Origin of the sequence: Streptomyces sp. NPDC008121, from assembly GCF_042957155.1 — a bacterium.
Taxonomy (GTDB): domain Bacteria; phylum Actinomycetota; class Actinomycetes; order Streptomycetales; family Streptomycetaceae; genus Streptomyces.
This window is the reverse complement of record NZ_JBIBHT010000016.1, coordinates 1-21,766: the sequence shown is the minus strand read 5'-3', so window position 1 is coordinate 21,766 and position 21,766 is coordinate 1. Positions and strand designations below refer to the sequence as shown.

The 21,766-nt window shown below is 69.1% G+C and carries 20 protein-coding genes and 5 pseudogenes; 6 read left to right on the top strand and 19 right to left on the bottom strand.

What is annotated here, in order from left to right; genetic code table 11:
- Nucleotides 1-5: 5 nt before the first annotated feature.
- The 9 genes and pseudogenes from ACFZBD_RS32540 to ACFZBD_RS32500 form a co-directional block, all read right to left on the bottom strand.
- Nucleotides 6-644, bottom strand: coding sequence for a hypothetical protein (locus tag ACFZBD_RS32540; protein WP_391146775.1), 639 nt, complete (start codon nucleotides 642-644; stop codon nucleotides 6-8).
- Complete coding sequence (locus ACFZBD_RS32535) at nucleotides 641-1,042, bottom strand: hypothetical protein (RefSeq protein WP_391146774.1); 402 nt, start codon at nucleotides 1,040-1,042, stop codon at nucleotides 641-643. The genes ACFZBD_RS32540 and ACFZBD_RS32535 overlap by 4 nt, the downstream gene beginning before the upstream one ends.
- A 132-nt stretch (nucleotides 1,043-1,174) precedes the next feature.
- The gene (locus ACFZBD_RS32530) at nucleotides 1,175-1,684 is read right to left on the bottom strand and encodes a hypothetical protein (protein ID WP_391146772.1); all 510 of its coding nucleotides are present in this window, start codon (nucleotides 1,682-1,684) and stop codon (nucleotides 1,175-1,177) included.
- Nucleotides 1,685-1,719: 35 nt separating this feature from the next.
- The gene (locus ACFZBD_RS32525) at nucleotides 1,720-2,004 is read right to left on the bottom strand and encodes an ATP-binding protein (RefSeq protein ID WP_391146824.1); all 285 of its coding nucleotides are present in this window, start codon (nucleotides 2,002-2,004) and stop codon (nucleotides 1,720-1,722) included.
- Nucleotides 2,005-2,222: 218 nt separating this feature from the next.
- Nucleotides 2,223-2,645 (bottom strand): annotated as a pseudogene (locus ACFZBD_RS32520) (ATP-binding protein); the annotation flags it as partial.
- 102 nt (nucleotides 2,646-2,747) lie between these two features.
- Nucleotides 2,748-3,938, bottom strand: a complete 1,191-nt coding sequence (locus ACFZBD_RS32515) for a helix-turn-helix domain-containing protein (RefSeq protein WP_391146769.1) — start codon at nucleotides 3,936-3,938, stop codon at nucleotides 2,748-2,750.
- 819 nt (nucleotides 3,939-4,757) lie between these two features.
- Nucleotides 4,758-5,230, bottom strand: a pseudogene (locus tag ACFZBD_RS32510) (restriction endonuclease).
- A 176-nt stretch (nucleotides 5,231-5,406) separates the two neighbouring features.
- A complete protein-coding gene (locus ACFZBD_RS32505; RefSeq protein ID WP_391146766.1) occupies nucleotides 5,407-5,796 on the bottom strand; it encodes a hypothetical protein in 390 nt (129 codons plus the stop codon).
- Entirely contained in the window at nucleotides 5,751-6,227 is a 477-nt protein-coding gene (locus ACFZBD_RS32500; protein ID WP_391146762.1) for a hypothetical protein, read from the bottom strand. Before ACFZBD_RS32500 ends, ACFZBD_RS32505 begins: the two co-directional genes overlap by 46 nt.
- A 469-nt stretch (nucleotides 6,228-6,696) precedes the next feature.
- Here ACFZBD_RS32500 and ACFZBD_RS32495 point away from each other — a divergent pair, with 469 nt between their 5' ends.
- From ACFZBD_RS32495 to ACFZBD_RS32480, 4 genes are all read left to right on the top strand, one after another.
- Nucleotides 6,697-7,218 carry a hypothetical protein gene (locus ACFZBD_RS32495; protein WP_391146759.1) on the top strand — a complete coding sequence of 174 codons (522 nt, stop codon included), beginning with the start codon at nucleotides 6,697-6,699 and terminating at the stop codon, nucleotides 7,216-7,218.
- Nucleotides 7,219-7,338: 120 nt separating this feature from the next.
- Nucleotides 7,339-7,629: a transposase gene (locus ACFZBD_RS32490; RefSeq protein WP_391146756.1), complete on the top strand. Its 291-nt coding sequence runs from the start codon at nucleotides 7,339-7,341 to the stop codon at nucleotides 7,627-7,629.
- Nucleotides 7,596-7,859, top strand: a complete 264-nt coding sequence (locus tag ACFZBD_RS32485) for a DUF397 domain-containing protein (RefSeq protein ID WP_391146753.1) — start codon at nucleotides 7,596-7,598, stop codon at nucleotides 7,857-7,859. Before ACFZBD_RS32490 ends, ACFZBD_RS32485 begins: the two co-directional genes overlap by 34 nt.
- Before the next feature lie 458 nt (nucleotides 7,860-8,317).
- Nucleotides 8,318-13,576: an RHS repeat-associated core domain-containing protein gene (locus ACFZBD_RS32480; RefSeq protein ID WP_391146749.1), complete on the top strand. Its 5,259-nt coding sequence runs from the start codon at nucleotides 8,318-8,320 to the stop codon at nucleotides 13,574-13,576.
- Nucleotides 13,577-13,664: 88 nt separating this feature from the next.
- Here ACFZBD_RS32480 and ACFZBD_RS32475 read toward each other — a convergent pair whose 3' ends face one another.
- The 4 genes and pseudogenes from ACFZBD_RS32475 to ACFZBD_RS32460 form a co-directional block, all read right to left on the bottom strand.
- Nucleotides 13,665-14,054: a hypothetical protein gene (locus ACFZBD_RS32475; protein ID WP_391146746.1), complete on the bottom strand. Its 390-nt coding sequence runs from the start codon at nucleotides 14,052-14,054 to the stop codon at nucleotides 13,665-13,667.
- A gap of 80 nt (nucleotides 14,055-14,134) precedes the next feature.
- Nucleotides 14,135-14,215, bottom strand: a pseudogene (locus ACFZBD_RS32470) (XRE family transcriptional regulator); the annotation flags it as partial.
- A 152-nt stretch (nucleotides 14,216-14,367) separates the two neighbouring features.
- Nucleotides 14,368-14,664, bottom strand: a complete 297-nt coding sequence (locus ACFZBD_RS32465; protein ID WP_391146745.1) for an acyltransferase — start codon at nucleotides 14,662-14,664, stop codon at nucleotides 14,368-14,370.
- 101 nt (nucleotides 14,665-14,765) lie between these two features.
- A complete protein-coding gene (locus tag ACFZBD_RS32460) occupies nucleotides 14,766-15,173 on the bottom strand; it encodes a hypothetical protein (RefSeq protein ID WP_391146742.1) in 408 nt (135 codons plus the stop codon).
- Between the two features lie 496 nt (nucleotides 15,174-15,669).
- Between ACFZBD_RS32460 and ACFZBD_RS32455 the strand changes: the two genes are divergently transcribed.
- Nucleotides 15,670-17,214: an alpha/beta fold hydrolase gene (locus ACFZBD_RS32455; protein ID WP_391146738.1), complete on the top strand. Its 1,545-nt coding sequence runs from the start codon at nucleotides 15,670-15,672 to the stop codon at nucleotides 17,212-17,214.
- Here the strand turns inward: ACFZBD_RS32455 and ACFZBD_RS32450 are convergent.
- A complete protein-coding gene (locus ACFZBD_RS32450; RefSeq protein WP_391146735.1) occupies nucleotides 17,209-17,667 on the bottom strand; it encodes a hypothetical protein in 459 nt (152 codons plus the stop codon). The two genes, ACFZBD_RS32455 and ACFZBD_RS32450, sit on opposite strands and share 6 nt — an antisense overlap.
- Nucleotides 17,668-17,934: 267 nt before the next feature.
- Nucleotides 17,935-18,192: a transposase gene (locus ACFZBD_RS32445; protein ID WP_391146822.1), complete on the bottom strand. Its 258-nt coding sequence runs from the start codon at nucleotides 18,190-18,192 to the stop codon at nucleotides 17,935-17,937.
- A gap of 326 nt (nucleotides 18,193-18,518) precedes the next feature.
- Here ACFZBD_RS32445 and ACFZBD_RS32440 point away from each other — a divergent pair.
- A pseudogene (locus ACFZBD_RS32440) lies at nucleotides 18,519-19,169 on the top strand (transposase); the annotation flags it as partial.
- A 92-nt stretch (nucleotides 19,170-19,261) separates the two neighbouring features.
- On the opposite strand, the gene ACFZBD_RS32435 reads toward ACFZBD_RS32440, so the two are convergent.
- The 4 genes and pseudogenes from ACFZBD_RS32435 to ACFZBD_RS32420 all read right to left on the bottom strand — a co-directional run bounded on the left by ACFZBD_RS32435 (nucleotide 19,262) and on the right by ACFZBD_RS32420 (nucleotide 21,317).
- Entirely contained in the window at nucleotides 19,262-19,438 is a 177-nt protein-coding gene (locus ACFZBD_RS32435; RefSeq protein ID WP_391146733.1) for a hypothetical protein, read from the bottom strand.
- 194 nt (nucleotides 19,439-19,632) lie between these two features.
- Nucleotides 19,633-20,481: a Scr1 family TA system antitoxin-like transcriptional regulator gene (locus ACFZBD_RS32430; RefSeq protein ID WP_391146730.1), complete on the bottom strand. Its 849-nt coding sequence runs from the start codon at nucleotides 20,479-20,481 to the stop codon at nucleotides 19,633-19,635.
- 8 nt (nucleotides 20,482-20,489) lie between these two features.
- Nucleotides 20,490-20,801, bottom strand: a pseudogene (locus tag ACFZBD_RS32425) (DUF6879 family protein); the annotation flags it as partial.
- Between the two features lie 285 nt (nucleotides 20,802-21,086).
- Complete coding sequence (locus tag ACFZBD_RS32420; protein ID WP_391146727.1) at nucleotides 21,087-21,317, bottom strand: hypothetical protein; 231 nt, start codon at nucleotides 21,315-21,317, stop codon at nucleotides 21,087-21,089.
- Nucleotides 21,318-21,766: the final 449 nt, after the last annotated feature.

The following is a 21,766-nucleotide window of genomic DNA, read 5'->3' as shown; positions in this document are numbered from 1 at the left end:
GCCGGTTACTGCTCCTTGGTGGGCAGGCCGACGAGTCTTCGGTGTGGGGGAGTGCTGAGGGCGCCGGTGATCACTGTGGTGCGGCGCAGCTCTCGGACGAGCTGGCGGGCGACGACGAACGGCAGGTCTGGAGAGTCGTAGAGCACCAGGGCGTCAGGCTCAGGGGCGTGGTGCTGGCCGGGGCGGGGGTAGAGGGTGCCGCGGACGCCGATGGGCTCGGCCTCGCGGACGCGGAGCTCGGCATGCCCGTCCCTGAGCCGGGGGCACACCTGGGGAGAAAGAGCCGCGCACGCCTCGCACATGGGTGGGATCGCGGTCTGCACGCCTTCCCAGATCGTGTCTGTGGCGTCGTCGAGGAGCGGCAGGATCCAGGTCATGCCCCGCTCGTCGCGGGCGGCCGGCTGCCTGCAGCAGGCGCACAGGAGGTTCTCCATCGCGATGCGCTGCCGGCCGGGATGGAGCTCCTTGGCGTAGTCGGGCGCACCGGTTGGGGAGCCCGTGCAGACGGCCCACAGCACACCGTCGACGTCGCGGTGGAGGGTGTCCTGCTCCAGGTCGGCGTACGCGACACTGCGCGCTGTAGTCAGGAGATCTGGGGCGGCTGTCGTCTCGCCCTTCGTCGGCAGCACGAACGGCGCTCTCATGCCCGCCTCGCAAGGGCCGGGGGAACAAACCCGAGGAAGGCGCTGTGGCGGCCGAGGAGCCACAGAAGCCGCTCGTAGGTGTCGTCGCCGGCGGGCAGCATGCGGCGGTCGACGGTGAGGATGCCGTCGACGACTGGAGACTCGGCCGCGTCGCAGGCCATAGCGAGCCCTCTGCCGCTGCCGGGCCGGTCGGAGAACTCGTCCTCCATGACTTTCCAGGCACGCAAGTGGGCGTAGTGCGCCAGGACTCGCCGGGCCGCCATGCTCGTCGTGTAGAGGACGACGGCCGGCTGGCGTCCGGCCATGTGCGCGCTGGCGGTGGCGTCGATGAGCAGACTGCGCCGTAGGGCGGCAAGACGGCCGGCCTTGGTAGGCCGTGGCCGGGGCAGGAGAAGCATCTCGGTCTCTGTCCTTGCAACCGTGGACTGGGAAGTTGAGAGCCCCTGTTGCCGGAGCCGGATCCGCTCCGGCAACAGGGGGGGTGAGGCCCGTGTCCGGCAGGGGGGACGGTCACTGCCGGACACGGGGGTTCAGGGGGTGAGGCCCAGGCGGTCCGCGAACGCGGCGTGCGGGGTCGGCTCAGGCCTGCACTGGGTCAGGGCTCTCCGGAGTGGGGCGGCCGGGACCAGGCGGTCGCTCGCCGATGGCCGGAACCAGTACAGGCCCGGCGTACCCGGCGGCGCCGTGCGGTTCAGGGACGGAAGCACAATCTTGAACGGCGCGCCCAGACACACGGCGTGCGTGTGCGGCTCCCACCGGCCGGTCGTCCCGGGCGGGACCAGCCAGTAGAAGAGGCCGTCCCTCGTGTCCCCGACGACGGGGCCGCATCCGCCCTGGACCTTGTCCATGAGTGCGGCCGCCGCACGGGCCTGGACGCCGGAGCTGGTGACGACGACGTCGAACAGGTTGCCGCCCAGACGGACGCGGGTGTCCTCACGGGCGGCGACCCCGAGGAGTGTGCGGAGGAGTTCCGCCAGGTCCGCCATGTCGGGGGCGGGCCTACCGGGCGCGCCGGCGGCGTCGACCAGAGTCTGCATCATGTGCGCGGAGTCAGGCGCCGCGGTGGCGAGGGCGGTCACAGGTCCACCGGGCCCGGCTGCAGGGTGGCGCGCACGGTCTTGCCCTGCTCGCCCGGGAACCAGGAGAGGGTGGCGCCGAGGCGCTGGGCGCCCCACAGGCCGCGTCCCAGCTCGCCGCGGGCCGCCTTGTCGAAGCTGGGGAAGTCGGGGACGTCCTGGACGTCGATGAGGAGCTCGTGCTGCTCGGTGACCCGAAGCCAGGCTTCCAGTCTCCGACTGGGGCTCTCTTCGGTGAGCCCGTGCTCGACGGCGTTGCGGACGAGGACGTACAGCACGTCCACGGCCACGTTGTGGAGCCGGGCCAGGCCAGGATAGTGAGAAGATCCCGCCCCCGGATGCGAGCCGTGCGGCCCGCGCTGGAGTTCGTCGGCAGCGGCAGGGCCGTCTCGTGCACAACCTTCTCGGTGGGCGCGGCGGAGGCCATCTCGGAGGTTCCTTCGGTCAGGGGGAGGGTGCACCAGACCGTCGTGCGGTCCTCGCTGACGCCCCATTCCTCAGCCAGGGCGTCCACAATCAGGAGTCCGCGGCCATGCTCGGCGTACGGTCCGGCAGGGCGCGGCAGACAGCCGCCGGGGGCGAAGTCGTTCACCTCGATGTTGAGGCGAGCGTCCTGGACAGTGACGCGGACGCCGATGGCGGGTCCGTCCGTGTGGACCAGGGCGTTGGTCACCAGCTCACTGAGGAGCAGCTCCGCGTCGTCCACCAGATCGGAATGGCCCCCGCGGGAGAGGCCGGCCCGGAGACTGCGGCGGAGTCGCTGCGGCAGGGCGGCATCCGCTTCAGAGAGCGCGCCGCTCCCCTCACGGTCGGGTCGGCGTGCGATGGAGATGTCGAACGCGGTGCTTTCGCACCCGCTCCGTTCTGCGGCGGTGGCAGGGGCGCGTCGACGGGTGCGCTCCTGATCCGCGGGGTGTGTCGTCATGGTCGGCTCCATGTCGCTTCGGCAGTAACGACATGGTGGGGGAACGAACAGGCCCCAACTACCATCAATAAATGGTAGTTGGGGCCAAAGGTTGACGGGCGGTCACCTCTGCGAGGTCAGCCAGCTCCCGTACGAGAGGAACGTGTCGGGGAGGCGGCGGTGCGCGGCTTCAAGGCTGGCGTACGTGTCTCGCACCAAGGGGTGGTACTTCGCCTGCTGGGGGGCGGCCTTCCGGGCCTTCAAGAGACTGGCGAACGACGCCTCCAGGCGCCCCGTCCACATCTGCGAGCGGGCCACCTCTGCCCAGTGGTGGCTCACCCGGGATTTCGGCCAGTCGGCGGGGATCGTGAGCTGGTCGGCCGTCTCCACGGCCTTGTCGTACTTGTCCAGTTCGGCCAGGACGGAGACCCGGTGCACCTCGACATTGGTGCTGCCGAAGGCCATCCACAACACCTTCGGGGTCTCCCCGGTGCGGGCCGCGATCCTTTTGGCTTCCGCGAGGTGCCCCATGGCTTGGACCTCGTCGTGCGCGCGGCCGGCCATGACCGAGCCGCCGAGGTGAAGCTGCCCAGTGACGACGTCACGCTCCTGGGACGCCTCCGCCTGCCCGATGGTCCTCAGCCCGAGGTCGATGAGCCGCTGCCCAGTACGGAACTTCCCCTCTCGCATGTACGCGAGGGCCCGGAAGTACTGGTAGGCGCCGCCGAACACGGCGTCGCTCGCCCGCTGCGCGGTCCAGTCCATGCGCGCGAGCGCAAGCTGCGCCAGGTCGGCGTACCCCAACTTCGTTGCCACGTCGTACGCCGTGCGGTAGAGCGACGCGAGGATCAGCCATCCATCGCTGGTGCCGTGTGTGTGCGCGGCCGTGGTGGTCTCCTCGATGAGGCCGGCGACCTCGCTGGCCACCCGCTTAATCTCGCCGCCACGAACCGCGGCACACAGCCCCTCGGAATCCAACCGCAGCTCCAGGAGCGAGCGCGGAGAGATTTCGGGGTCTGCTCCGAGGTCGTAGACGTCCAGGGCCGCGCGGATCGGAGCTATCAACACGTCGAGCTGGTCCGCACGCAGATCATCCTGGTAGGGCTGGCCTTGGATGGTGGCCACGTCTACTCGTAGGGCGCGGGCGCAGGCGGCCACCACATACGGCGAGGCTTCCAGCACGCCCTGCTCGACCTTGGTCAGCGCGCTGTAGGAGATGCCGGAGAGGTCGACCAGGTCCTTTTGCGTGAGGTGGCGCTCTCGTCGGAGGCGCGCGATGCGTACGCCGGTGTGGTCTTGCGGCAGAGAGTGCATACTTACTCCTGTTCTGCTTCGACAACAGAACGGTACCCCGCGATCGGCTTCGTGGGACACGACGAACCCCGCTCCCCTGGAGCGGGGTTCGTCGTTTTCACGCCTGCACAGCCCGTTGTCACGCCGGGCGAAGAGTCGGCCGCGGGTGCTGCTGCAGGTAGCACGGCGTGGGTGTGGAGGGTTCCGCTCTTCGACGGATCGTGTACGGGGATTTGTCGAAGGCGTTCTTCTTCTGGGCCTGGGCAGGGCGTACGTCCAGCCGTAGGCGGTAGAGCCTGACGCCCAGCGGCCGGCCTCCTCGAGCTCTTGGGCTGTGGGGTCGTTCGCGGCAAGGTCAGTGGCGGCGCCCGCCCGCAGGCCGTGCGAAGTAATCGGGCGCCCGTCGCCCACCAGGCCCGCCGTCGCGAACCAGTGCTTTACCCGCTCGTTGACGACATGGGGGCGGAGGCGCAGGCCTCGCACCATAGCTGTTTTGGCACGCGTTTCTTCGGTCGCGGGCACGCCGCTCTTCAGGAGATGCCGGAAGACGGGGCCCTTGGTGATGCCGTGGCTGGGGAGGTAGTCCCAGCCAACTGCTCATTCGGCGGATGAGCTGCACGTCGTCGGGTCGGTCACGCAGGAGGAGAGTCTGGTCGCTGGCTACCCGTTGCGGTGGTGCCGGAGCTCGCGACTGGCCCAGGCCCGCAGCTCCGGCCCCTTGCCGAGGGCCACCCGCGGGCCGGTCAGTGTTCTGCGTGCAGCTCGGAAGCCGACCTGCACGGCGAGTACTTGATCCTGCCGTCGGTCGAATCCGCCGGGGCCTACAGCAGCGTGTCGCGGTCAGGCAGAGGGGCGCCGCCTGGTGCCGCCGCCGCTGCCGCTGCCGTTCAACGGGATCAGACTCTCCAGGTGAGCACCCTTGGCCCAGGAACCCAGGTAGTGACGAACAAGGCGACGTCCGCCCCGTGCTCGAGCCGGGCGGTCCCGACGAACTTCTGCATGTCCTGCGAGGACACACTCCGATGCGCCGCGTACTTCTTGCACTGGATGACCAGCTTGCGGCCGTCGGCCAGGTAGCCGACCACGTCCGCGCCCAGGTCCCCGCTCTTGCCGCTGACGACGACGTCTCTGCAGCCGTCCCGCCGGCACAGCTCCGCGATGTAGGTCTCGAACTCCCGCCACATCAGGGCGGCGACCTGGGCCTTGGACAGCTCACGGGCCCTGGCTTCCTCCTGCGCCCGCCATGCCCGGTCCTGCCCGACCGCGCGGCGGTGCGCCCGCAGCAGCGCCCAGCCGGCCCCGCCCAGCGGCACAGGTCGCCCGGCAAGTCCCGCGCGGTCTCTTCCCTGCTGCGTCTCATGATCCCTGTCTAGGGCCGGCGAACAGCCGGGTTCGGCTGCGTCTTCCCGTACGGCGGCGCCAAGACTTCACGGCCCGTCCCGCCGGGCGGGGCGGCCACGCCCGGTGGGGCGAAGGTGGCTTGCCCAAGTCAGGTCCGTCGGCGGAACCAGCCGCGGCCCCGGTCCGGCTCGGGGCCGTCCTCCGGCTCCGGCGGCGTGGCGGCCTGGAGGCGGGCGGCTTCGGCGGCGGCCTCCACGCGGGCGATGTCGTTGGCGCGGCATGGGCCGCACACGGACTTGTTCCCGGCCCGGACGGCGGTCCGGTGCACGGTGATCTCCTCCCAGCGATCGTCGGTGAACTTCCTTCCGCACCGCGTGCACACCGGGCGCTGCGCCTCGCGCTGTGCGGCCCGGCGCTGCTGGTCCTGTGCGTCGGCGCGGGCCTCCTGATCGCGGTAGAGGGCGTGGCCGTCGGGGTTGTCGAGCGCGGCCCTCAGCGTCTGCTCCTCCTTGCGTCCCAGCCGCCGCCACACCGCCACACCGGCGCCGTGCTCCTGGAGCTGCTCCAGGAGTGGTAACGACGACGGGCACCGCCTGGCAGCAGTCCTTCGCGGTGACCGCCTTCTCGTAGAGGGAGTCGTACCGGCGCGGCGCCCAGTAGCGGCGGCCGGCCTCCTCCAGCACGGCGACCGTGTTCGAACGCCACCGGCACCAGGCCCTCCCGGCCGGTCGGCGGGTAGAACCTGCGCCACAGCCGCTGCTCGTGATCGACCGTCTCGATCGCGTCCGGCCGGGAGCGGACCAGGTCCACGGTGTGCTTGACCGCGTCCTTCGGCAGCAGCCGGCCCCACTCCCAGTACCGGCGCAGCTTGACGACCAGGTCGTGCGCGTCCTCGCTGCGGCGGTCGATCTCCAGCAGCAGCACCGGCACCCCGGCCTCCGGCGCCCGCACCACCAGGTCAGCCACCACCCCGCACACCAACAAGCCCCACCTACAGCGTCCCGTTTCACGGGGAGGGAGTCCGGGATGACGACCACGCAGGATGGGCCGTCGAGGCCGTCCGTCGGCTGGCGGAGCAAGGTGTCGGGGGCCGGTCCGTGGCGCTGGGCGGTGCGTTGGAGCTGAATTTTACGCGGCGGGCCGAGGCGATCCGGGCGGGGATCGAGGAGGGCTGGACCGAGAGGGTCGGCAGTGGTTCTCTGCGGCTTCTGCCGCCCGGCTGGTACTACAGCCGTCTAAACAGCGGCAGTCCTCCTTCCCGGATACCTTCGCGGAACGGGAAGGTATCCGGGAGTCTTGCGCCGGCGATTGGCTCCGGAAGCTGGCCCGGGCGATGGCTGGTAGGGGGACAGCCGGAGGATCTCCCGTCCGCAACACTGCCGTGCTGGGTCTCGCGCCAGTCGGCGGAGACGATCCGGTTCACACGAGGTGGAATGCAATGAGGATGGTTCTCTTCTCCCGGGACCTGGCCGCGCTTGCCCTGTCTGCGGTCATTGTCCCGGCAGGCGTTGCGCATGCGGCGCCGTCAAAGCCTGCAGAGGATGTCTACTGCCAGGAGGATCCGCGTTCTTCCCCCGCGGCAAACGCCGTTGTGAAGTGGGCCTGCGCTCAGGTCGAGGCGCAGGTCAGTTCCTGTGAGTTCAGCTGGGATTCCAATATTACGCACGAGCAGCAATCGGGCTGTTCGTTTGTTGACAGAGGGTTCGTGTACAGGGCGTGGCAGCAGGGAGGCGCGGAGCTCAGACATTTCAGGACCAGTGATATGTGGAATGCCATGCCGGAAAAGTTCGGCCCCAGCAGCAGGCTCCCGGGGGATGTGGTGTTCACGACGAATCTCACGAACGGGCCGGTGACTATCTACCTGGGCGGCGACACGGTGGTGCAGGCCAGTGTCGGGGGGCCCCTGAAGGCCGTCCCCTTTGGCGACTTTGTCGGCCATTACGTGGGCCGGCCTGGGTAAAGACGGTATGCCCCGGCTGGGCATTCGGCTGCTGTCCCCTGCTCATACCAGTGAGGTGCCCCGAAGTTTGTGGACAAGGACCCAATAGGGTTGTCCTGTCAAGGAAACGAGGAGCACTAAGTGGCGCCACCCAGTAAGTACACCCCGGAGTTCCGTGAGGAAGCCGTCCAGATCGCACTCCGCTCTAGTAAGACCATCTCGGAGACGGCTCGCGAGCTCGAACTGAATCCGGAGACGCTCCGGGGCTGGGTAAAGAAGTACCGGAAGCAGAAGGAGCCGGCGGCCGGCACGCCGTTGACGCTCGATGAGCGGGCACGTCTGAAGGAACAGGACCGGCGTATCCGTGAACTGGAGATGGAGAACTCCTTCCTGAAAGAATGCGCGGCGTACTTCGCGAAGGATCCCCGGTAGCGGGCAAGGTACGAGTTCATCGAAACGATGCGGCTCGACACTACGCCAGTGGCGGAAGTCGTCGTACTCCGGCGGGGGAGAGCCAGTGCGTCGAGATCGCCGACGTGCCGCCCTGGGGCGGTGTCGCCGTTCGCGATTCGAAGAACCCGAGGGGCCCCGCCATTGCCTTCGAAATGGCGGCGTTCGCCGTCCTCATCACCACCATCCAGGACGCCCGCTTCGCCGGCTGAAGATCCAGCACAGCGGCCCGGCTCTCCCAGCACCAGCGGGAGTACCGGGCCGTTCTCATTCGATGGGTCCAGAGGGCGCTATGGCGCCGTACCTGCTGCTCTCGGAGCCGCGGGGTCCGTCCCAAGGCCAGGGTGGCGGGCCGGGCTAGCTCAGCGTGATCTCCAGGGTCCAGCGGGCCCGCCCCTGCTGCCAGCAGGCTAATTCCGGTCTCTGGCGGCAGGCTCTGGGGCGCCGGCCAGCCGGCCTGCCGCTGGTCATGCGGTGCGGGGACCGGTCGCCCCCTTCTGCCCGGGACGGGAGGCCGGTTGGCTGGTCCGGTACCTGTATGCCTGTCCCGGCTGGAGATGTCATGCCGCACCCTCTGCACGCTGATTCCCCTGGCGTGGCCAGAGCGGCCGGGAGCGGGCGGCGGCGCGCGGGCTGGCTGCGGCGGGTGGGTCTGGCTACCGCGGTGGTGATGGCCGTCACCACCGTGCCCGTGGTCACCGCCAGCGCCGGCACCGCCGCTGCTGCGGCGGTGACCGGCGGCGGGGTGTCCGGCACGGTCGCGATGGGCGGCGGGGCAAGCGGCACTATCCATGAGCAGACGGGTGCGTTCGCCATGGTGCTGCCGCTGGTGTCGCTGCCGGGGCGCGGGGGTGCGGGGGTGGAACTCGCCCTGGCGTATGACCAGAATGCGGCCGCGGCGGGGGTGGACCGTTCGGGGCTGGGGCAGGGCATCGGCCTGGGCAAGCCGTTCATCGACCCCGACGGCGGCGGGACGCTGCACACCGCGTCCGGGGGGAGTTATCCGCTCGCCCCGGGCGATACCACCGGCACCGGTGTCCGGCGTTATCTGCTGAAGGACTTTGCCCTGCGTGATACCCCCGGCACCCTCCCCGGCCGCGACGGGCTGGAGGATGTGCCGCGGGCCTACCGGTGGGCCCTCACCTACAGCAGCGGGCAGCAGAGTTTCTTTTCCGCCGAAGGCGACCTGATAGCCGAGCAGGACCCCCACGGCAACCAGACCGCCTATGCGTGGGAGGTCCGTGAGGGCCGGCACCGGCTTGTGCGGGCGGTGGACGCCTACGGGCAGGCCGTTACTTTCGACTACAGCCGCGAGGACCAGGTGACCGTCACCTCACCGGTCCGCAGCGACGAAAAGCGGCCGGAGACCGTCCTGCACCTGGCGGACGGGCGGCTCACCTCGGTCACCTACCCAGAGGACCAGAAAACCTCCCTGGCCTGGGACTACACCCCCGACGGCATGCCCGGACGGCTCCTGACCCGGGTAGAAGCACCCACCGGCGCAGTCACCCGCATCAGCTACAGCCAGCCGCACTGGTTTCCCGTGGTCTCTTCGCTGAAGGTCACCGACCCGCAGGGGAAGAACCTCACCCCCGAGCGCACCTTCCGCCTCGGCACCGAGGGCGAGCATGCCGGGCATGACTTCACCGGCCGCGGCCAGTACCCCTCCGCGGATGCGCTGTTCGACAGTGCGGATGCGGACTACCGGTATGTGACGGAACTGTCCGACGGGCATTCCACGGTCCGCTCCGTCTACAACAGCCTCCACCTCCTCAAGGAACGCACCGCCACCCTCAACACCGGCGGTGAACCGGTCTCCGTGCGTACCCAGGAACTCGCCTACGAGGGCGAGCGCGACAACGGGCAGACCCCGCCCCCGGCTTCCGTGCTGCCGGCGAACTACGGCAAACCCGTCCGCGCCACGGTCACCGTGCATGACCCGGCGACGGGGAAGTCCCGCACCACCTCCGAGACGGCCCGTTTCGACGAGCACGGCCGGGAGACGGAGCGCACGGATGTGACCGGCACGAAAACGGTCACCGCGTACGATCCCACCGCCCTCGACAGCCCGGGCGGCAGCGGTGACGGCCCGCAGGAGGAGCCGGCCGGTTTCGGTCTGCCGGTGCGGGTCACCGTCACCGGCCATGACGGCGCCGAAACCGTCACCGAGAACACCCTCACCAGCGACCGGAAAAGCATCGCTTCCACCCGGCAGCTGGTGAAGAACAAGGACGAGAAGGACCCGGCCGCCCGCACCATCACCACATACAGCGTGGACGGGCACGGCGAGATAACCGGCAAGACCGTCACCTGGGCCGGCGGGGCGAAGCCGGTGGGTGTCGAGGGCCCGGATGAGGTCACCGAAACCTACAAGACCGCCGTCGACTTCCGCGCACACACCCGCACCGACACCGTGACGACTGCGGCCGGGACCAGCAGCACGGTCACCGACCTCGTCACCGGACAGGCCGTCCGGACCACCGGCACCGACGGGCGCACCACCGAAACCGGCTACGACCACGCCGCACGCCCGGTCACCCACAAGATCCCGGGCGGCCCCGAAGACGACGGCCTCATCACCACCACCGCCTACACCCCCCTCACCACCACCGTCACCACCCCCGGCCAGGACGGCAAACCGCATGTAACCGTGGAAGAGCGGGATCTGCTGGGACGGACCGTGAAGCAGACCGACAACATCCGCGGAGGCCAGCTCACCGGTGATCCGGCCGCCCGGACGCTTCAGGCGGTGGTGTTCGAGGACGGCGGCCGGACCGCGAAGATCAGCGACACCGCCGGGCGGACCACCGTCACCAGCAGTGATGCACTGGGCCGACCGGTGAAAACCACCGCCCCCAGCGGCATCACCGAACTCACCGTCTACGCCGACGCCGCCACCGCTGACACCTCCACCGTCACCACCCTCACCCTCCCCGCAGGCGAAACCGACCCCGCCAAAGCGGTCCTCACCGCCACCCAAACCCACGACCAGGCCGAACGGCCCATCGCCTCCAGCACGTCGTACGCGGACGGCACCCGGCAACCCGGCAGCACCATGGCGTACGACGGTCTGGGCCGCACCGCCCGGGCGGTGTCCGGCGATGTCGCCGTCACCCCCTCCCACAGCAAAGCCGGCACCCCCCAGACCACCACGCTCACCCCGCAGAACACCGACGCCTTCCCCGGCCAGCCGGTCACCGCCACGGTGCCCCAGGACCTCACCGGCGCGCCCGTCGTCAAAACCCTCACCGCCGGCCCCGGCGGAAACCCCGACGGTGAAGGCAGGTCCGGCACCACCCTCATCCGTGACGCCGCCGGACAGGTCACCGAGGAACGCCGCCCCGACGGCACGAAAACTTCCTTCGCCTACACCCCCGGCGGACAGGTCAAGGAAACCGTCGCCCCCTCCGGGATCCGCACCCACTACACCTACGACAAGGACACCGGACAGGTCACCGGAACCGCGGTCACCTCCGCCGACGGGAAAACCAGCGAGAAGACCGGGTACGACTACGAACCGCACACCGGAAAGGTGACCGCCGTTTGGGACCCGGACGATGCTGAGGGCACCCGCATCTCCTACACCTACGACGCCGACGGGCGTACCACGTCCGCGACGTACCCGGACGGCAAAACCGTCCGGCAGGCCTACAACGACGCAGGGGAGCTGGAAAAATCCACTGACACCGCCGGGCTGACGACCTTTTACACCTACAACCCCGACGGCACCCTCAAGGCAGCGGTGCAGTACGAACGCGACGACGAGAACAGCCCGGTGAAGGCGTCGGTCGCCTACACCTACGACAGCCTCGGCCGGATCACCAAGACTGACCGCGGCAACGGCGTGGTCACCGAAACCGAGTTCACCGGCGCCCACCAGATCAGACACGAGAAGACCACTTGTAACGGTGAGGTCATCACCGAGGCCGCCTACACCTACGACAGCCACAACAACCTCACCCAGCGCACCGACACCCGCCCCGCCGCCGGTACGGACGGCACCAACGCCCCCGGGCAGCCGGTCTCCACCACCACCCGCTACACCTACGACGCGTACAACCGCCTCACCGGATCCGAAGTCTCTGCTACAGGCGGCCAGAAACTCACCACCACCGCCTACACCCTCAACGTCTCCGGCGATGTCAAAAGCACCCGGACTACCTCCCACACCGGAGACCAGGCGGGGAAGACAGAAGTCACCGAGAACGGCATCGACAGCGCAGGCCGCCTCACCACCCTCACCACCAGCGGCAGCGGGGATGAGGGCAGCGGGACTGTCCGGAAGCAGGTTTTCGACACGGACGGCAACCTGACCGCCGGCCATGACGGCACCCGGTGGACGTACAACCTCCGCGGCCAGCCCGCCACCCACACCGCCCCCGACGGAACCACCGTCCGCTACACCTACTGGGCCGACGGCACCCGCGCCACCACCACCCAAACCCCCGCCGGAGCAGACAGCGGCAGCGGCGCAGACGGCAACGGGGAGCGGACCGCCCGCTTCTACTACAGCCCCGACGGCACCATCACCAACGACACCCACACCACCACCAGCCACGACGGCAGCGCACAGGCAGCGCAGGACACGACAGCCGGGCATGACTCCGCAGTCACCGCCTCCTACCTCCTGGCCGGCACCCGGCACGCCCGCACCCTCACCGGCACCGGCGCAGACCAGGCGGCCGCTACAGGCGCCGGCTACCTCATCGCCGACCGGCACGGGAACACCACCGCCCTCACGACCAGCAGCGGTGAAGTCTCCCAGGCCTGGCAGTACACCGACTACGGCCAGCACGCCCACCCCGGCGGCACCCCCGCCCAGGCGGAAGGCGCTCCTGGCGGGCCGACGGGGGCGGGGCGGCAGCCGTTCACCTTCGCCGGCGAATACACCGACCCGGGCGGCACCCAATACCTGAAACGGCGGCTGTACGACACGGGCACCGGACGGTTCACCACCCCCGACCCCGCACCCCGGCACAACCGCTACCAGGCCATGGGCGCCAACCCCGTCACCAACATCGACCCTGAAGGCACCACCGAAATCCCCGACTGGGGCAGCTGGCTCCTCATCGGCGTCACCCTCGCCGCAGCCGCCATTACCTTCGTCATCACCGCTGCCGCGACCATCACTGCCACCGGCCCCCTCGGCATCGGCAGCGCCATAGCCCTCGCCGGCGCCGCACTCGACGGCGCGAGCGCTCTCCTGGAAACCATCGCCCAGGCCACCGGACGCACCCAGCTCGACGACCCCCTCAACATCGCCGCCATCACCCTCGGCGCCGCAGGCCTCACCCTCGGCATCGGCGCAGAACCCCTCAACATCTTCACCCAAGTCATGAAAGCGAAATCCGCCTTCAAACGCGCTGAGGAGACCCATTCCGCTTTTGGTGATACCATACGCCAAGTTGTGGCAGCCATTTATAAAGAGCGCGCACATATCGCCGCCACCGAAAATGTGAATGTATTCGATCTCTCGACTACGAAGTATGAGACGGTCAAGGATGGCGTGACAGTAAGCCAAACGCCACGGGACGTTCAGGCCAAGTACCGGAGCGAGCTTTATGAATGGCGAGCAGAACTTTTGCAGGCACTCGACGAAGTCATGCAGAAAAACCGGGCGGCACTGGTGGACCTTCGCGCCGTGAAGGCCTGGGCAGAATCACACGGTCCCGTCAAAAACAGTTCCCTCGCCCAAAAGCTCGAGTACAAATACGGCGAGGCAAAATGGCACCGCAACGCCGCCATACAGCTCCAGGAATACAAGACGCTTGGCATCAGGGAGATTTCACCCCAAGGCAACCTGTCCCTACTTGGCTGGATTCGGAGGGATCTGGGATTCAGCAAGTGGGCGATGGACTGGCTTTACGGCGACGTTGTAGGTGTCGACCAAACGTGGTGGAGTGGAGTCAGGGTGGGTGATCATGGATAGTAGTGCTCCTCGACGCCGCTGAGTTTAGCTGTGAAGGGCTGGAGGTCGGAGATTCTGATCCGGAGCGCAGCCGCGGTGCCGTACCAGATCAGGCAGCAGACACCGCTGAGGCGGCAGTGGCCCCCTCGCAAAAAAGATGGGCCTGGAGCGCTTCGGGGCCATGACCCTCGAAAAGGGTGAGAGAAATCCTTACTACAGGTTCGGGGGCTCTGGTATGCATGCCTGGCATCCCTCGATAAAGGTTGACGCGGCCGACAGCAGTGCCGAGGCCGTGATGCGGGCAGGCAGCGGCCTTGCCGCGGTGCAGGCAGTCGGGGTTGCGCCAGGTGCTCGGGCCCGCGTCCATGTTCCAGAAGAGTTCCTCCAGGGGCACGGCTGGCCCCTCGGTCACCGCCGCAGGGTCCTCACACCAGGGCAGGACATTGCGCAGCCACCACATGATCCGGCTGTTCCACAGCCGCCGGCCCAGTCGCTTCACCGCCGCCCCTCCGCCCGTGGCCTGCACCCCCACGGTACCGGGAGTCGCCCTACGGCCATGACCCGTTTCGTACCAGGACCCTGCGCGGGCGCAGTCTTGGGGGCGGGGCGGGTGAAGGCCTTCTGCACGGCCAGGTCGAGGCCGTCGCCGACTGCCGTCATGGTGTCCTCCGTGCTGTTCCGGCCGGGGCCGGGCGATCGTCTGAGCGGCCGCCTGCGGGCCTAACGGGCGGTCATGCGGCCCGAGAGAGGCGCGGCGGGTGGGGATCGGCGCTCTACGGGCCGCACTGGGGGCCTGTGGGTCGGCAGGGGGTTTATGGGGTGATGGTGGTCTGGAGTCCGCCAACCGTCGCGGCGCGGCGCCGGGCCGGTAGGCGCTTCACGGCGTGGTCCACCCCGCACAGCAGATCCGGCACCGGAATGCTGTAGTGCGCCGACAGCCGGTCGAGGTCGGCCAGCGTCCACGGCGAACCCCCGGCCGCTGAGGTCTGCTTGCGGGACACCTGCCCCTGGCTGAGCCGCAGACCGCGGCCCAGATCGGCTTGGGTCTCGCCCGTGGCGTACATCAGAGCGGCAACGGTGAGCCGTAATAGAGCCTCTGTGCTGGGCATATGGGTATCTCCCATCAGGTATGCACTGGTTGCATGCGGCCGTGCCGGCCGCGGGTGCCCGTCCTGCCCGCACCCGGGGGTGCGGGCAGGACGGCGGGGGCCTAGCGGCCGGTGAGCGCGCCGAGCCTTTCGGCGGTCCGCCGTTCCCGTGCCGCGGCCTGCTCCGCCTTCCACGCCTGCCACTCCGCGCTGCGCAGCGCGGCGTTCCACGCGGCGGGGTCCCCGGCCGGCTCCCCCTCGGCAGGGCCGTCGTCGTCGGGCTCTTCATCGGCCGGGCCGCAGCCGGACCCCGGCGGTGTCTCGGTCTTCGGCGGTGCCGCAATCCGGACGCCGGTGGTGGAGAGCACCGCCGGTCCGAAGGGCTCCGGGCTACGGTCCTGCCAGCGGATCAGGTGCTCGGTCACCTGGTGGTCGAGCATCGAGCCGTACACGCCGCGGGCGCTCAGGAGCAGGCGGAACCGCAGCTCCTCGGCCTCCGCGGCCCGCAACCAGCCCTCCGCGGTGGCCATCGCGGCCGCCCGCGCCGCCTCGTCCTGCGGGACCTGGTCCCGCAGGAAGCAGTTGGCGGCGGCCTCCGCGGCGGCTTCTTCGTCGCGGCGTCGGTCCCCGGCGCGCTTGATGCAGGCCCGGCCAACACCGCCTTCGACACCACCGACGACCTCGACCGCACACTCCGCCGCGAGTTACGCAGAATCCAGCTCCGACCCCGCCTCATCGACGGCTGCCTCAGTGCCTCCGGCCTGACTATCAACCCACCGACCCCGCCCTGAAATCCTCAGTAACTAGACAGACCCCCCTCCGTCCCCCAGGCCTGCACCGCGAACCGTTGCAGGTTCGCTCAGCTTGCAGTTGTGACCTGGGGTTACTGGTGCAGGATCAGGTGCTGCGAGGCTCACCCGGATGCTCTGGCGGGCCTGGTCTCTGATGGCCTGGTGCCAGGCTACGTGCGAGGCTGAGCCCGTCCGGCGCTGCTGGATGCCGGGAACTGTGAGTCTGGGAGGCAGGATGGCCAGCGTTCGTGCAGTCGGCTGGTGGCGGATAGGTCTGCCGCTGCTCGCGCTGGCTCTGGCCGCGCCGCTGCTGGCGGTACCGGCGCGGGCCGGCGGGGATGCCGGGGGCAGCGGGGACGGCAGCGGGATCGGATGGGGGAAGTGCGGGGGCGGGGCCGCTAACGTACCGGGAATGCAGTGTGCGCAGGTCGAGGTGCCGCTTGACTGGACGCTGCAGAACGGGCGGAACGTGACGGTGGGCCTGACAAGGCTGCCTGCCCGCCGTCCGGGCGCGCGTCTCGGCAGCCTCGTGTTCAATCCCGGCGGGCCTGGTGCCGCCGCGTCCGCCTGGCTTGCGTTCGAGGCGGGGGAAGGGGGCGTGTTCAGCAAAGGGGTGAGGGACCGGTACGACATCATCGGCTTCGATCCGCGCGGGGTGGGGATGAGCACACCGGCGGTGCGGTGTGATCCCGGGCTGTGGAACAAGCCGGTCTCTCTGTTCCCCTCCTCTCCGGCCGCCTATGCACGGCTGGAGGCTAAGTACGCTGCGTTCGGCGAGAGCTGCCTTCGGATGACGGGACCGCTGCTGGCCCATCTTGACACGGTCAGTGTGGCGCGTGACCTGGAAGTGGTGCGCGAGCGGCTGGGGGAGGGAAAGCTCAGCTTCCTGGGCCTGTCGTACGGCAGCGAGATCGGTGAGGAGTACGCGCGGCTGTTTCCGCGCCATGTGAGCCGGCTGGCTCTGGACGGGGCGCTGGTGCACTCCCTCCCGGCAGTCGTCCTGCACGAGAACGAGTCGGTGGCGTACGAGCGGAGCCTCGAAAGGTTCGCGCAATGGTGCCGGAAGGCTGCAGAGTGCGCCCTGCGTGGCAGGGACCCACTGGCTGTCTTCTCCAACCTGGTCGCACGGGCTGACAAGGCTCCCCTGCCGGCCCCGGACTGCAGGAGCAGCGGCGGATGCCGGGCTGAGGTGACGGGGGAGGACATCCGGCTGAGGGCGCAGGAGTACCTGCTGGCGAGAGACGGGCTGCCCGTGCTTTCTCTTCCCGGGTGGAAGGACCTCGGGCAGGCCTTGGCGAAGGCGGAGAAGGGTGACGCCAGCGGCCTGTCAGTGCGTGTGATCAAGACCGCGGATGACCCGGAGTTCTCCGGGCTCGCCGTTGGCTGCGCTGACTTCCGTTCCAGCGTCCGTGGTTATGCAGCGCTGAAGACGCAGATGGCGATGGCCAAGGTGGTGGCGCCGCGGACGCAAGGCGCGTCGCAGTCCTACGGGTACATCACGCGATGCATGCGGTGGCCAACGGCGTTCGTGAACCCGCACCGTTCTGCGGCAGTGGCAACGCCCGGTGCCACGCCGCTCATCATCAACTCTCTGTACGACCCTTCCACCGCCTACGTGTGGGCACAGCAGATGCTGACCGAGATGAAGGGCTCCGTGCTGCTCACCCGTGAAGGAGACGGTCACACCTCCTACTTGCTGCCGGGGCAGGCCCGGGACGCGATCGACCGGTATCTGGTGAGCGGGCAGACCCCGCCCCCCGGCACGTTCGTGCGGTCATAACGCGAGCCCAGTGCACGCGCTGCAGAAACACATCATCTGCTGTTCGAAACGGTTCGTCGCCCCCGAGGTCTGCAAGACGATGATGTTGCCGCCGAAGGTGAGGCCGTCGATTGACAGACCCCGGGAGCTGGGCGGGCAGTGGGCATGAACGTACGTCGGCTGGCGGGGCACCTGATCCCGCTGGACAGGACCAGTAGTCAGGCCCAGAAGGCGTCGGTGACGATGATCTGTGGTTCGGCGTGACGGCGGATGAAGGTGTAGATGAGCCAGCCGGCCGCGACCGCCGGCGAGGTCGGCGATGTGCTCGCCGCCCGGGCTGGTGGGAGTGAGGGGGCGTACGTTGATCCAGTGCGGCAGGTGGGCGTCGGCGTCGATTCCTCGGTAGTCCGGGTCGACAGCGGTGATCAGTTCCGCGCGGACGGCCAGGACGAGCTGGCGGCCGTCGGCGGGCATGTTGCCGAAGGTGTGACGGGCCCCGGCAGTCCAGTCCATCTGCCACGGCGGGCATGTGGGTGGGGCTCTTCGGTCACCGGCCGGGCTCCACTGCGGCCGCGATTGCCCGCAGGCGCTGTACTCGGCAAGGAGCCGCCCGGACTCCTCCGGGTCCGTCTCTTTGGCGGTTCGGGCCTCGAGGTCGGCGAGAGCGGGCCAACCCGAGAACCCGGTATAACCGCTTCACGCCGTAACGGCGCTGATGATCGGCGACGAACTGGAAGCGGTTCACCAGCGCGTCTCCCCGGCGAAATACTTCGCCGCCCGGCGCAGGATCTCCCGCTCCTGCCTGAGCTCGGCGTTCTCCAGGCGCAGGGCGGCGTTCTCCGCCTCCAGCGACGCGCTGCCCGCAGCCGGAGCTGCCGACGTCGAGGCCCGGGGCGTGCGTCGGCCGGCCGCCCGGATCCAGTTGCGCAGCGTCTCCGGGCTGACCCCGAGATCCTCGGCAACCTGCTGGATAGCCGATCCCGGCCGCGACTCGTACAGCGCGACCGCGTCCGCCTTGAACTCCGGCGGGTAGTGCTTCCCTACGTTGTTCTGCGGGACAGGGCGAGCCCTTCGTATGGTTCTCCCACCCAGGGGCGACGGGTGTGGCTTGTAGTGCTTTGCCTTCGATGGCTATGGATGATTGGCCGCCCGTCGCCCCACGACGACTCGGCTGCCAATTAGGAATTGCGAATGATCGCACCGTAGGGAATCGACAGCGAGGTCGTCCGTCGGGAGGTACCAGCACCCACCGCACGGAGGTACTACATGGCCGCGATCTGGGCCGGCATCGACGCAGCAAAGACTCATCACCATTGCGTCGCGACCAAACCCCCGACGGCATCCGGCGGCTCGGCGCCAGGCGCATGACCACCTGGCTCCGCAACCGCAGCGTCCGCAACCCCGACCAGCTTGCCGAGGCCGCCTTCCAGGCCGCCGAACGCCAGCACACCAGCCTGCCCGGGGAGAATCTGACCGCTCGGATGGCACAAACGCTGGCGAAGGACGCGTTGAGCCTCAACCTGCGCATCGCCGAGCTCGACAAGCTCATCGAGGCCCGATTTCGCGACCACCGACACTTCGATGTGATCACCAGCATGCCCGGAGTGGGTGTCACCCTCGGCGCTGAATTCGTGGCCGCCACCGGCGGCGACATGAGCGTCTTCGGTACTCCGGACCGGCTCGCCGGCTTCGGCGGAGTTGCCCCGGCGCCACGGGACTCAGGGAAGATCAGCGGCAACTTGCGTCGGCCCCAGCGATACAACCGCAGACTTCAACGTGTCGTCTGCACCTCCGCGTTACTCAGCATCCAGCGCAGCGAAGAATCCCGCCGGTTCTACGATCGCAAACGCGCCGAGGGCAAGCGCCACACCCAGGCCGTCCTCGCGCTCGGCCGCCGCCGTGTCAACGTCCTCTGGGCCCTTTTGAGGGATGAACGGCGCTACGAACCAGTGCCGCCCGTGCGCCTGGAGGCTTGACAAACGGTATTAGGAATCATCCCCACCGGTGCAGGACTCCTGTCCACCCGGACCATCAAGGTCCGAGTGTCTCTGGTGTCCAACATCCAGGGTCAAGCCCCCTTGGCGTACTCCTCGATGCAGCCGTCGTCGGAGGCTCCGGTCGGCATCCCATGGAAGTCCGCGGCCGGGATCGTCTCGAGCCACCAGGTGATCTCGCGCAGGTCGATGCTGCCGTAGTCGGTCACGAAGTGGTCGTCGTCACCGAAGTCGTAGAGGAACTGCTCCACGTCGTCCGGCCACTGAAGCGAGGCCGGGGCCGGGTCGATGCGGGCGGCTGGGGGCCGGGGCCTTCCAGTTCGGGGCCAGCGGGTGTGGGTGCGCTCATGGGCACCGCCTCCGTGTGACTGGGTGCGTCGGTGTCGTTCGACGCTACGGAGGCGCCCGCTCCTTGCTCAACGAGATTGCGGGTAATTGCGGAAGTTCACTCCAGGGCGTCGCTCGCGGCCCGGATGAGAGCGCGTGCGGTGTCGCCGTAGACGGCCATCTCCGCGAGTCGGGTGAACGCTTGCGCGTAGTCGGCGAGTTCGCGGGGCTGCGTCACCTTGATCTCCGCCGTCAGCGTCTCCACCACGGCCACGGTGTCGTCGTGGAGGTAGAACGCCTCCAGCGGCCACACGGTGCGCTGCGCGGTGAACGGGATGATCCCCAGCGAGACGGAGGCGAGCGGCATCACGGCCAGGAGGTGGCGCAGCTGCCCGCGCATGGCGTCAGGGCCGGCGGTGCGGTGGCGCAGGACGGACTCTTCCATGAGGACGACGTAGCGGTGGCCGCCCTCGTAGAGGAACCGGGAGCGGGCGATGCGGGCGGCGACCGCTTCGGCGACGTCGTTGGGGGTGCCCTGGAAATCGGTGATCTGCTCCATGAGGGCGGTGGCGAAGCCGGGGGTCTGGAAGAAGCCGGGCGGAACGTTGGAGACGTAGACCCGGCAGACGCGGGTCTGCTCGTGCAGGGTGTTCCAATCCTGCTGGACCTTGCACATGCCGTCCTTGTGCAGCCGGCGCCACTCCAGATACATGGAGTCGACGGCGCGGGCGGCGGCGATGAGGTCGTCGGCCTGGTCGTCCGCGTCGCAGGCCGCGCACCAGGCCCGTATGTCCGCGTCGGAGGGTGGGGTGCCGCCCTTCTGGATGCGGGTGGTCTTCGCCGGGTGCCAGCCGCACCGGGCGGAGAGGTCCTTCCCGGTGAGGCCGGCGTCCTTGCGGAGGTGCTGCAAGCGCACGGCCAGGGCCTCGCGGGCCGCTTGTGCGCTGGACGATGGGGAGGCGGTCATGGGGCTGCTCAGGGGGCCTGAACGGTGTACTTTTCGTGCGGGATGCCGCGCTCCCACACGGTCTCGAACGCGGTGGCGCACAGCGCGACGGCGGCCGGGGCGGTGGTGCGTTCCTTGCCGTTGGTGGCCCAGTCGCCGGTGCCGGTGAAGTGGTGGAACTGCACGAGCCGGCCGTCCAGCAGCCAGAAGTCGTTGCCGGGCAGCGGGATGTCGGAGGCGTGACGGCGGGGCAGCCAGCGCACGTCCTCTCCGGCCTGGAGGTTGAGCGGGGTGATGGCGTGCTCGTAGCGGATGTAGTCGGTGACCGGCTCGGAGACGACTGGTGGCCCGGGTCGCTGCATGGGCGCTTGAGAGGCATTTACGCCTCAACATACGCGACGATCGTGATCTGCCGGAGAGCCGTGACGTAGTAGATGACGCGGACCCCGTCGATGTCGTCGACGTAGTCGCGCAGCAGGGTGCAGGGCACTGGAGTTCCCAGCTCGGGGTTTACGCTGATCGCGACAATCGCGCGGTCCAGGCGGTGGGTCTCGGCAGCCGCTAGCTTCGCCAGCTGGCTCAGAGCAGGCTCCACCAGGACGACCTGGGACCGGCGCGGCGCGTGCTCAGGCGACACGGCGCTGCTCGCCGGCGAGGCGCTCCAGGTGGGCGCCGCGGGCTTCCTCCCACAGCACGCCGGTCTCCGGGGACGGGTAGCCGTGGGCGGCGATGTCCTCCAGCACCGAGGCGAGGACGTCGGCTTTCGCGCGCTGTTCGGCCGCGTACGCGCGGGCGGAAGCGGCGGCGTGCTCATCGAGGGGCTGGCGGTCGGGCACGGGGGCCATCTGCTCGCTCATCCGGGGCTCCTGGGCATTCTCTGGCATGTGTCCCCACGGTATCTCCAGGCCGGGAGCTCCGGGACCGTGCCGACGAAACCCGCTCTACAGGGCAGGCACGCAGCAGCGCATGCCCGGTCCCGATGGTTGACTTGGCAGCGTATTTTGAAGCCGGTGACAGCTGTGTTCGGGCACGTATGGCACCGGATCCGGCGTCCTGCGGGATGTGCTCGCTGGGGGCCAGAGGCGACCGGCACACCAGATCAGCTGGCGCAGGCGCTCAGTCTCGGCAAGCTTGAGGCAGTCGAAGGCCAGGACGTCCCGGACGCCGCCGCGCGCAGGCGCGGGCGGCGGACTCGATGTCGCGCAGGGCGGCGCCGTCGGGCCCGCACACTCACAGCGGCAGTGTCTGGAACAGCTTCCGCCCCAGTCGTTCCGCCCTGGCCAGGCCCTCGGCCGTCAGGCCTTCC

Bases quoted from the DNA above. Each gene is read 5' to 3' on its own strand.
- ACFZBD_RS32535 (WP_391146774.1), bottom strand. From the start codon at position 1,042: ATGCTTCTCCTGCCCCGGCCACGGCCTACCAAGGCCGGCCGTCTTGCC.
- ACFZBD_RS32420 (WP_391146727.1), bottom strand. From the start codon at position 21,317: ATGAGCGAGCAGATGGCCCCCGTGCCCGACCGCCAGCCCCTCGATGAG.
- ACFZBD_RS32540 (WP_391146775.1), bottom strand. From the start codon at position 644: ATGAGAGCGCCGTTCGTGCTGCCGACGAAGGGCGAGACGACAGCCGCC.
- ACFZBD_RS32460 (WP_391146742.1), bottom strand. From the start codon at position 15,173: ATGGCCACCGCGGAGGGCTGGTTGCGGGCCGCGGAGGCCGAGGAGCTG.
- ACFZBD_RS32515 (WP_391146769.1), bottom strand. From the start codon at position 3,938: ATGCACTCTCTGCCGCAAGACCACACCGGCGTACGCATCGCGCGCCTC.
- ACFZBD_RS32485 (WP_391146753.1), top strand. From the start codon at position 7,596: ATGCGCGGCGTACTTCGCGAAGGATCCCCGGTAGCGGGCAAGGTACGA.
- ACFZBD_RS32495 (WP_391146759.1), top strand. From the start codon at position 6,697: ATGAGGATGGTTCTCTTCTCCCGGGACCTGGCCGCGCTTGCCCTGTCT.
- ACFZBD_RS32480 (WP_391146749.1), top strand. From the start codon at position 8,318: ATGGCCGTCACCACCGTGCCCGTGGTCACCGCCAGCGCCGGCACCGCC.
- ACFZBD_RS32450 (WP_391146735.1), bottom strand. From the start codon at position 17,667: ATGCCCGCCGACGGCCGCCAGCTCGTCCTGGCCGTCCGCGCGGAACTG.
- ACFZBD_RS32430 (WP_391146730.1), bottom strand. From the start codon at position 20,481: ATGACCGCCTCCCCATCGTCCAGCGCACAAGCGGCCCGCGAGGCCCTG.
- ACFZBD_RS32455 (WP_391146738.1), top strand. From the start codon at position 15,670: ATGGCCAGCGTTCGTGCAGTCGGCTGGTGGCGGATAGGTCTGCCGCTG.
- ACFZBD_RS32465 (WP_391146745.1), bottom strand. From the start codon at position 14,664: ATGCCCAGCACAGAGGCTCTATTACGGCTCACCGTTGCCGCTCTGATG.
- ACFZBD_RS32530 (WP_391146772.1), bottom strand. From the start codon at position 1,684: ATGATGCAGACTCTGGTCGACGCCGCCGGCGCGCCCGGTAGGCCCGCC.